The following is a 9,379-nucleotide window of genomic DNA, read 5'->3' on the forward strand; positions in this document are numbered from 1 at the left end:
ATTGCTGATTAAACGATAGAGAGAACCGCGGCTTCTTCTGCGGTTTTCTCTTCTGTTTTTTCTGATGAGTTCTTTTTCATCTCAACAACGCGTTGAGACTGCGTCTCTTGCTTCGCCGTCAGGCGTTCAGACTTTCCAACAAAACAACCGCCAGGACGAATCGAAAACGCCACGCCGCGAACTATCCCTTCCATTTCACCGTGTTCATGAATTTCTATAGATTCGCCGACACAGGTTCCTGATACATGACCATTAATGACAATTCCCGGTGACGTAAACTCTCCCTCAATAAAACCCTCACGCATCACGTAGAGGACGCCATCCTTAAGAGTAATATTTCCCTGCACTTTACCGTAAACATGGATATCACCTTCGATATCAATATTCCCGGTAAACAAAGTGTTCTGCGCAATAACAGTGCAGCGACGTGAAGTTTGTCTCCCTACAGAGCTCTCATTTTCACCGGTTGGGGAGTCCACCGTCGTACTCTGAGGGGAGGCTTCAATATCATCAGCCATTTTTTGCGTCTTTTTCCCAAACATAACAAATCCTTTTTTATTGATAATTAAATAGATGACGAAAGCCAAAAGAAGCCCGGCGGCAATAAAAGGAAACTCATATTTCCAGCCAAAGGCATAGCAGGCCAGAGCGCTTATCCAGGCAAACCAGACAAACCAGAGCGGTATATTTTGCTTTGTTCGATCAGACTTCATGATCGAAGGGGTGAAATGAGTGAAGGGCAAAAATAAAACATCGTCATCCTTGACGTACCAGCAACAATTCAGAGTAAGTTTTATACATATTTATGCATTCTACGGGAAGCAGCAATATTCTGATTCTGGCTGGTTCGCGTTATAGTCGTGCCCTATCACAATCATAGAAGCAGCCTTTGCGGGTTTGATAAGCAAAGGGTTACAATCCTGCAAATTATTTACTCACTCATGGAATCCTGTATATGACCAAACATTATGACTACCTCGCCATTGGCGGCGGCAGCGGCGGTATCGCCTCCATTAACCGTGCGGCGATGTATGGGAAGAAATGCGCACTGATTGAGGCAAAAGAGCTGGGCGGCACCTGTGTCAACGTGGGTTGCGTACCGAAAAAGGTCATGTGGCATGCGGCACAAATCGCAGAAGCTATTCACAACTACGGCCCGGATTATGGTTTTGATACCACCGTAAATAAATTCGACTGGGACAAACTGATTGCCAGCCGTACCGCGTATATCGACCGTATCCACACCTCTTATGACAACGTGCTGGGTAAAAACAACGTTGATGTGATCCGTGGCTTTGCCAAATTTGTCGACGCGCACACCGTTGAAGTCAATGGCGAAACCATCACGGCTGACCACATTCTGATTGCGACAGGTGGCCGTCCAAGCCGCCCGTCCATTCCCGGTGCGGAATACGGTATTGATTCCGACGGTTTCTTCGCACTCCCTGCTCTGCCAAAACGTATTGCGGTCGTGGGCGCAGGCTATATCGCGGTTGAAATCGCAGGTGTGGTAAACGCGCTGGGTTCCGAAACCCATCTTTTCGTGCGCAAACACGCACCGCTGCGTACTTTTGACCCGCTGATTGTCGAAACCCTGCTGGAAGTGATTAACACCGAAGGCCCAACGCTGCACACCAATGCTGTTCCAAAAGCTGTAGTTAAAAATGCTGATGGCAGCCTGACTCTGCAACTGGAAGATGGCCGTTCTGAAACCGTTGACTGCCTGATTTGGGCGATTGGCCGCGAACCAGCAACGGACAGCTTCAATCTGGCGGTCACGGGTGTGAAAACCAACGCCAAAGGCTATATCGAAGTTGATAAATTCCAGAACACCAGCGTGCCAGGTATTTATGCCGTGGGCGACAACACCGGAGCGGTGGAACTGACTCCGGTCGCCGTAGCGGCAGGTCGCCGCCTGTCTGAGCGTCTGTTTAACAACAAGCCGGACGAGCATCTGGATTACAGCAACGTGCCAACCGTAGTGTTCAGCCACCCACCAATCGGCACGGTTGGTTTAACCGAACCACAGGCGCGTGAGCAGTACGGCGACGACAACGTGAAGGTGTACAAATCGTCCTTCACCGCGATGTATACCGCAGTAACTTCACACCGCCAGCCATGCCGCATGAAGCTAGTTTGCGCAGGCCCGGATGAGAAGATCGTCGGTATTCACGGCATTGGTTACGGCATGGATGAAATGCTGCAAGGGTTTGCGGTTGCACTGAAGATGGGCGCAACCAAGAAAGACTTCGATAACACAGTGGCGATTCACCCGACGGGTTCGGAAGAATTTGTTACTATGAGATAGCTAATCCCGAAGTAATCAAATCTTAAAAAACTGACTGTAACAGGTCAGTTTTTTTATGTGCTTTTTCCAGGAACATTATCCACCTGGAAAGTTTATTTATTGTGATTTGGAGTAATCGACAGCCATGGTTTTGCCATCCCTCGAATGATTTACGTAGGTTATAGTAATGAAATGTAACTATACATAAATCATATTGTATACCCATATTATTATTGTTAGTTTAGTTAACAGGAAAAACACAACAGAAACAAAGGGATAATAATGAAAAAGGTACTCGGCATCGTCGGTTCACTGCTTCTTGTTTCAGGCTCTGCAATGGCTACCACAGCGCCTGATTGTGTCAAAGTGGACAAAGCGCAGATCGAAGGGTTGTTTGATAAATGGAACGATTCCCTGCAAACCGGCGATGCTAAAAAAGTAGCAAATAATTATTTGAGTGATGCTGTATTACTGCCAACGGTATCGAATAAAGTCCGCCTGACTGACGCCGAGCGCGTTGATTATTTCGAGCACTTCTTAGAGAAGAAGCCGTTTGGAAAAATTGACAGCCGTACCGTGCGACTGGGCTGTAATAAAGCGGTAGATGCGGGTACTTACACCTTCACCTTTGCTGATAAGTCCAAAGTCTCAGCGCGTTATACCTTCACTTACGCGTGGGATGGTAAAGAGTGGAAAATCTCCACCCACCACTCTTCTGCAATGCCAGAAGCATAAAAACGGGTAGATAGTCCCGCCAGTATTTCAGTTGAAGCCTCCGTTATGCGGGGGCTTTTTCTTTGCATGAACATTCTAAAATAATGACAGATAAACAGAACTTGCAGGAAAAAAAGCAATAAAGCTCTAATAATCAAAAATGCTAACTGATTAGTTTTCATATATATGCAAGACAATATTAAAGGGAGTGCAAAGAAAAAAATAATTTAATTTATTTGCTTACATTTATACGTAACTGGCAGAACTATACTACAAATCTTATGACCATTTGGATTGAGTTATTCATCTCACGCATTGTTCATCCTCTAAGGTTTATCTCATGAATAATAAATCATCGACACTATTAGGTGTTCTGACAGGTGTAATTCTGCTGTCGACTTTTTCTATCAGCAATGCCAATGCCACTCAACAAGGCCAGCAACGCCGCGAAGCGCGCGACACTCGCCAGGATACTCGTGAGGATTCACGCCACGAGAAGCGTGAATGCGTTACCAGTAATGATAAAAGCAATCACGATTGCCGCCAGGACAAACGTCAGAATAAACAGAATGGCCGTGAAGAAGCGCGTGATATTAAATATTAAGCAGATCGTTAGCCATTCAGAATAGAATAATTGTCAGACGCAAAACATTGCGTATCTTTATGTCCAGGAGGACTCTTTTTTGGAAAAATATATCCCAGGTTTGTTACTTTTAACTCTCGCGTTTTCAGGCAATGTATTTGCTATTGATAAAACTTCTGGCGGTGCATTAGCCGGTGCTGCAATTGGTGCGGCAACAGGCAAAGACGTGAAAAGTACGGTGGGTGGTGCAGTCATCGGTGGCGGTACGGGAGCCATGTTTAAACACGGTGACACCGGTAAAGCTGCTCGCAAAGGCGGTGCGATTGGTGCCGCTGTTGGCGGCGTTGCGGCGGCGGCCACGGGCAAAAGCGTTTTGAAAGGAGCAGCTGTGGGTGCAGGCGGTGGTGCTCTTATTGGCGAAGCGACGCATTAATCCACTGTTTGTCTGAGAATATTCAAAAAACCCGGCGTCGTGAGATGCCGGGTTTTTTAGTTTCAGGTCTTTCCAGAAAGTTACTTCCTACCCGCCATATCAGGAATGATCAGATCCCCACGCAACACGTTTGAACCCAACGCACTTTTGGTTTTCTCCGTCAGCCACGCCACGATTCTTGCTGCCATTGCATCCATGGAATACTCAATGGCCGGAATAGTTGGAATACCCGGTAAATGCAGCGACCCGGCGAGGCTAAACACCATAATGTCTTGCGGAACGGATTTATTAAACGCCTGCAATTGCGGAATGATGCGCTGCGCTTCCTGCTCATCGGCCACGAGTAACGCGTTGAAATTTAGTGTAGTGCTGTTGTTTAGCAGCACTTGCAGCGCAACCGACGAAGAGGTTGAGTCCATAAAAATCAGGTTGCGGTTAAACGGCAGGAAATTGTTTTCCAGGGCGCGTTTGTAACCTAACAAAACCTGGTCAACAGAACCGCATGAGTCGGGATTAATAACGGCAATCTGCCTTCTTCCCTGTTTTATCAGATAATTACACGCAGTTTCCGCAGCGAATGCATGATCAAACTGAATGCTGTTGCTGGAATCGACATCCACACAGTCAACCAGAACGACGTTTTCCTGGCTGATATTCAGCGGGAAACGCGCACCGATAATCAGAACGTCATCGCACAGGCCACAGGTCAGTTCCTCAAGCGCGTGCATAACCTCTATTTTGCTGTTGGCAAAACGCAACAACAGATGCTTTTGATGCTGGCTAAGGTGTTTCTCCAGTGCATACAGGTAACCCGTGGTTTGGTTTATATTGTCCTGCGCACAAATCACACCAATACAGCCTGTTGACTGGCTAAGTAAGGATTGCGCGATAACATTTGGCCGGTAATGCAGCTCTTCTACTGCCTTAAGCACAGCCAGACGGCTCGCTTCTTTCACCCCACGAGATCCACTCAATACCCGTGATACTGTGGCTTTAGACACCCCAGCTAAACGCGATACATCATTGATTGTAGACATCATTTTCCTTTATCAGGCTCTGACTCATGCCTGTCATCCCAAATACAGTCCTGGCTCATATTCTAACCAGTTTTAAGTATAGTCGTTTCACTTTTCTATGGAAACCGATTTTCCGTTTCGTGTCCAAACCAAGTATTCACCAGATAATTTTGTGATGATGATCCAATAAGAAGAGCCTATAAACGCTGGATATTGATGAGTATCACAGATCTGTTGGCTGCGGATGGAAAACGGTTTCCATAAAGTATCAAATCATTTCCGCAATACTTTATTTACATTTTGAGGATGATTGTTAATGGTCAAGATTATGTTGTGTTGTTCTGCCGGAATGTCCACCAGCCTGCTAGTCAGAAAGATGCTGACCGCTGCACAAGAACGAGGAATGCCTGTGGAAATAGAGGCTTACGGCGTTGCTGAGTTTGATGTGCAGTTTTCACGCTACCAGGTCGTGCTGCTCGGACCGCAAGTAAAATATATGTTAAGCACGCTTTCAGAAAAGACCGCCTCTCACGGTATTCCCGTTCAGGCCATCGACATGATGGATTACGGAATGCAGCGTGGCGATAAGGTGCTGGATTATGCTCTGTCGCTTATCGAAGCGGCTCACTAAAAAGGTGTTCATATGAGTTCGCTATATCAATCAATGGTGACGGTGATTGAGCAATCCATCACCCCGCTGGCAGGCCGTCTAGGGCAACAAAAGTACGTAATCGCAATTCGTGATGGGTTCACCGCAGCCCTGCCGTTTATGATTATCGGCTCCTTTATGCTGGTATTTATTTTCCCACCGTTCTCGGCCGATACCACCATTGGCTTTGCCCGCGCGTGGCTGGATTTTTCACAGACTTACCGTGAACAGTTGATGCTGCCTTTTAACCTCAGTATGGGGGTGATGACGTTCTTCATCTCAGTTGGGATTGGCGCAAGTCTTGGGCGACAGTTTAATCTCGACCCTGTGATGTCCGGTTTGCTGGCCTTTATGGCGTTTTTGCTGGTTGCCGCACCCTATGCCGATGGAAAAATCTCTACCCAGTACCTTTCAGGCCAGGGCATTTTCACCGCGTTGATTACGTCCATTTACTCCACACGTATTTACGCATGGCTCAAAGAGCACAAAGTCACGATTCGTCTGCCAAAAGAGGTGCCGACAGGCGTTGCGCGTTCATTTGAAATTCTGATTCCTGTCGTTGTCATTATCGGCACGCTGCACCCGCTGAATTTATTCATCGAAGCACAAACGGGCATGATTATGCCGCAAGCGATTATGCACCTGCTGGAACCGCTGGTTTCTGCATCAGATTCCTTGCCTGCTATTTTGTTGTCTGTTCTGCTGTGCCAGATTTTCTGGTTCTCTGGCATCCATGGCTCGCTAATTGTTACCGGCATCATGAGTCCATTCTGGATGACAAACCTTGCTGCAAACCAGACTGCTCTTGCCGCTGGCGCTGCGTTACCACACATTTATCTGCAAGGTTTCTGGGACCACTATTTATTGATTGGCGGCGTAGGTTCCACTTTGCCGTTAGCTTTCTTATTACTGCGCAGCAAAGTCACCCACTTACGCACCATCGGTAAAATGGGCATCGTGCCAAGCTTCTTTAATATCAACGAACCTATCCTGTTCGGCGCACCAATTATCATGAACCCGTTGTTATTCATTCCATTTATCTGCGTACCAATGGTTAACGCCGTTCTGGCTTATACCGCCACTAAACTGGGTTGGCTCGCACAAGTGGTTTCATTAACTCCATGGACTACACCTGCTCCCATAGGCGCTTCATGGGCAACAAACTGGGCCTTTAGCCCGGTGGTGATGTGCCTGATTTGTATGGTGGTTGCCACCGTGATTTATCTGCCATTTCTGCGCGCTTATGAGCGTTCATTGCAGAAAACAGCCGTAGAAAATGAAACGCGTTCTCCTCTGACAGAAACGGCTATCAGCAATTAAGAATCGCCGACTAATAAATCTGGGAAAAATGATGATCGAATTAGAAGAAGCAGTAATGGAAATTATTATGAATGCGGGGCAGTCACGTAGCCTTTGTTTTGAAGCACTGCATTGTGCACGTCAGGGAAATATTGAAGAGGCCAAACTTCTATTACAGGAAGCGGATGGTTATGCGCGTGAAGCGCATAAAATGCAGACCAAATTGATTGAGCAAGATGCAGGTGAAGCCAAACAACCGATGACGCTAATTATGGTGCACGCTCAGGACCATTTAATGACGTCAATGTTAGCTCGTGAATTATCAAGCGAAATCATTCATCTTTATCAACGTTAAGCATTACGTAAAAACTAAAATATTTAACCTCTGGCACGGAGAAATAATTACGTAAATAATTTTAATTAAATCCAATCCGATGAAAGTATAAAAATATAAATATGCTCTGGCTATAGAGTCACCTCTATTAATTACGAGCAGGATATTTATTGTCTGAAAAATAAATTACTAAATTGAGATTATAATGAAATTAATTAAACAGCTTCCATTAACAATGGCGGTCATCGCCGCGCTTTGCCCGATTTCTGTACTCGCACAAGAACCAATGACTCAAGAACAGATCGATCAAATAGTGGCAAAGGCCGTTGATAAAGCACTGGCGGACCGTGAAGCCAAATTTGATGCCGCACGTGCTAAAAAAAATGATCCTCTGGTAACACCACAAGTGCCAACCACGCCGGACCTTTCTATTCCATTAGGGCTTAAATTTACCGGTTATGCGCGCTACGGGGCTCATTTCCAGGCCGGCGATCAAAAATACATTGGCGTTGACGGCTCATATAACGGTTCTTCCGCAATTGGCCGTTTAGGTAACGAAGGAAACGGTGGCGAATTCCAGCTTACCAAAGCCTTTAAAAGTGAAGCTGGCGCCATTTGGGATGTGGGCGTGATGATTGACCACTGGGGCGATGAAGTTAACCTGAAAAAAGCGTATGCAGGTGTCACCAACCTGTTTGAGTCACAGCCGAACGCCTATTTCTGGGCCGGTCGTGACTTCCATCAGCGCCCACAACAAGGCATCAACGATTACTTCTGGATGAACCACGACGGGCAAGGCGCAGGGGTGAAAAACTTCGATCTCGGCTTCGCGCAGTTAGACCTGGCAACGGTCGCTTCGGTTGAGCAATGTAACCCGGAAATGATCGAAGACGGCGGTAACCCGTCGCGCATCTCTTGTACTGGCGGCTCCGGTACTGGAGATAAAGGTAATTACGCAGCAACGTCAAAACTGCACGGCATTAAATTCGGCCCAATCGATTTCGAGCTGTACGCCAACTATGGCTTCGACTCTAAAGCAATCGACAGTGACGAGCGCTCCAAAGCCTGGCAGGCTGCGGTCGTTTTGAGCCATACCGGTGAAAATAGTCTGAACAAAATTATCGCGCGTTATTCTGACCACTCTGATAACAGCGTTTACAACAAAACCAATGGCTTGCACACAGTTTATACCAGCTTCGAAGGGAACTATAAGTTCACCCCGCAAGCACAGGTGGAATATCTGTTGGCCTTCCATGATTACGATAATGACGAGCAAACACAGGATAACCGCCGCAACTATGGTGCTATCGTTCGCCCGATGTACTTCTGGAACGACATACATTCAACGTGGCTTGAAGCAGGTTATCAGCGCGTAGATTACGAGAATGATGGCGATAACAAAGGCTGGAAGCTGACGCTCTCCCAGAACATTTCAATTGCCATGGGGCCAGAGTTCCGCCCAATGCTGCGCTTCTACGTAACGGGTGGGCAGGTGGAAAACAACCACACCACGCGCGTGGCAGGCGAGGATAATACACAGCTTGATTCGTTTAACGTGGGCGCTATGTGGGAAGCCTGGTGGTGATCTGACCTACACCATATCTGACAGGAGTAAAACACCACCTGTATTGCAGGTGGTGTTTATACCCAAAATAATTCGGTGACTTGGGCGAAGACGAGCAGTCAACGCATCAACAACTGGAAGTATGGCGAGTATTTTCAGATATAAATAAGCCTGACCTCTGTGAGTACCAGGCTTATTAATCATAGTTGGCAATTATCTCTACAGCTGCATTTGCAGGTCCAAACTCGACTGCTTCATTATTAAGGCGGAAAAAACGTGCAGCCATTTTTATGTGTTGAGTCACATTCTCGCCTAAATTATAACTTCGGGATTCATAGCTCGAAATTGTTTCGGCAGCCAGAGTGGTATTAAATACTACCGGCTTAGCAGGTATACCCTCACCTCGCGGCTGAGTTGACGCATCTCCCCAAGCCAGTTGTACGCCATAACCCTTTGCCCCTGTTCCATCTAATGCAATAACCCCTTTGCTACCAATGCCG

11 protein-coding genes are annotated in these 9,379 nt (G+C 46.8%); 8 read left to right on the forward strand and 3 right to left on the reverse strand.

Annotated features, from left to right (window positions below):
* Positions 1-8: 8 nt before the first annotated feature.
* Positions 9-743: a bactofilin family protein gene (locus M979_RS17010; protein WP_083963941.1), complete on the reverse strand. Its 735-nt coding sequence runs from the start codon at positions 741-743 to the stop codon at positions 9-11.
* Between the two features lie 212 nt (positions 744-955).
* On the opposite strand from M979_RS17010, the gene gorA reads away from it, so the two are divergent.
* The 4 genes from gorA to M979_RS17030 all read left to right on the forward strand — a co-directional run bounded on the left by gorA (position 956) and on the right by M979_RS17030 (position 4,017).
* On the forward strand, positions 956-2,308 hold the full coding sequence (gene gorA / locus M979_RS17015) for a glutathione-disulfide reductase (protein WP_064555763.1): 1,353 nt from the start codon (positions 956-958) through the stop codon (positions 2,306-2,308).
* Between the two features lie 261 nt (positions 2,309-2,569).
* On the forward strand, positions 2,570-3,022 hold the full coding sequence (locus M979_RS17020; RefSeq protein ID WP_034460571.1) for an SgcJ/EcaC family oxidoreductase: 453 nt from the start codon (positions 2,570-2,572) through the stop codon (positions 3,020-3,022).
* Positions 3,023-3,341: 319 nt separating this feature from the next.
* Positions 3,342-3,605 carry a hypothetical protein gene (locus M979_RS17025; protein ID WP_064555765.1) on the forward strand — a complete coding sequence of 88 codons (264 nt, stop codon included), beginning with the start codon at positions 3,342-3,344 and terminating at the stop codon, positions 3,603-3,605.
* A 79-nt stretch (positions 3,606-3,684) separates the two neighbouring features.
* Positions 3,685-4,017, forward strand: coding sequence for a hypothetical protein (locus M979_RS17030; RefSeq protein ID WP_064555767.1), 333 nt, complete (start codon positions 3,685-3,687; stop codon positions 4,015-4,017).
* 80 nt (positions 4,018-4,097) lie between these two features.
* On the opposite strand, the gene M979_RS17035 is transcribed toward M979_RS17030, so the two are convergent.
* Positions 4,098-5,054, reverse strand: coding sequence for a LacI family DNA-binding transcriptional regulator (locus M979_RS17035; RefSeq protein ID WP_064555769.1), 957 nt, complete (start codon positions 5,052-5,054; stop codon positions 4,098-4,100).
* Between the two features lie 295 nt (positions 5,055-5,349).
* On the opposite strand from M979_RS17035, the gene M979_RS17040 reads away from it, so the two are divergent.
* From M979_RS17040 to M979_RS17055, 4 genes are all read left to right on the forward strand, one after another.
* The gene (locus tag M979_RS17040; protein WP_064555771.1) at positions 5,350-5,664 is read left to right on the forward strand and encodes a PTS sugar transporter subunit IIB; all 315 of its coding nucleotides are present in this window, start codon (positions 5,350-5,352) and stop codon (positions 5,662-5,664) included.
* Between the two features lie 12 nt (positions 5,665-5,676).
* Positions 5,677-7,002, forward strand: a complete 1,326-nt coding sequence (locus M979_RS17045; protein WP_064555773.1) for a PTS sugar transporter subunit IIC — start codon at positions 5,677-5,679, stop codon at positions 7,000-7,002.
* Between the two features lie 31 nt (positions 7,003-7,033).
* Positions 7,034-7,336, forward strand: a complete 303-nt coding sequence (locus M979_RS17050; protein ID WP_122974050.1) for a PTS lactose/cellobiose transporter subunit IIA — start codon at positions 7,034-7,036, stop codon at positions 7,334-7,336.
* A 184-nt stretch (positions 7,337-7,520) separates the two neighbouring features.
* Positions 7,521-8,900: a carbohydrate porin gene (locus tag M979_RS17055; protein ID WP_034460580.1), complete on the forward strand. Its 1,380-nt coding sequence runs from the start codon at positions 7,521-7,523 to the stop codon at positions 8,898-8,900.
* Between the two features lie 175 nt (positions 8,901-9,075).
* Here M979_RS17055 and M979_RS23540 read toward each other — a convergent pair.
* A partial coding sequence (locus M979_RS23540; RefSeq protein WP_167350281.1) for a hypothetical protein occupies positions 9,076-9,379 on the reverse strand: 304 nt, incomplete at its 5' end.

Source organism: Buttiauxella noackiae ATCC 51607 (genome assembly GCF_001654865.1).
Taxonomy (GTDB): domain Bacteria; phylum Pseudomonadota; class Gammaproteobacteria; order Enterobacterales; family Enterobacteriaceae; genus Buttiauxella; species Buttiauxella noackiae.

Coding starts and splice junctions, on each gene's coding strand:
- M979_RS17055 (WP_034460580.1), top strand. CDS start 7,521: ATGAAATTAATTAAACAGCTTCCATTAACAATGGCGGTCATCGCCGCG.
- M979_RS17050 (WP_122974050.1), top strand. CDS start 7,034: ATGATCGAATTAGAAGAAGCAGTAATGGAAATTATTATGAATGCGGGG.
- M979_RS17035 (WP_064555769.1), bottom strand. CDS start 5,054: ATGTCTACAATCAATGATGTATCGCGTTTAGCTGGGGTGTCTAAAGCC.
- M979_RS17045 (WP_064555773.1), top strand. CDS start 5,677: ATGAGTTCGCTATATCAATCAATGGTGACGGTGATTGAGCAATCCATC.
- gorA (WP_064555763.1), top strand. CDS start 956: ATGACCAAACATTATGACTACCTCGCCATTGGCGGCGGCAGCGGCGGT.
- M979_RS17025 (WP_064555765.1), top strand. CDS start 3,342: ATGAATAATAAATCATCGACACTATTAGGTGTTCTGACAGGTGTAATT.
- M979_RS17040 (WP_064555771.1), top strand. CDS start 5,350: ATGGTCAAGATTATGTTGTGTTGTTCTGCCGGAATGTCCACCAGCCTG.
- M979_RS17020 (WP_034460571.1), top strand. CDS start 2,570: ATGAAAAAGGTACTCGGCATCGTCGGTTCACTGCTTCTTGTTTCAGGC.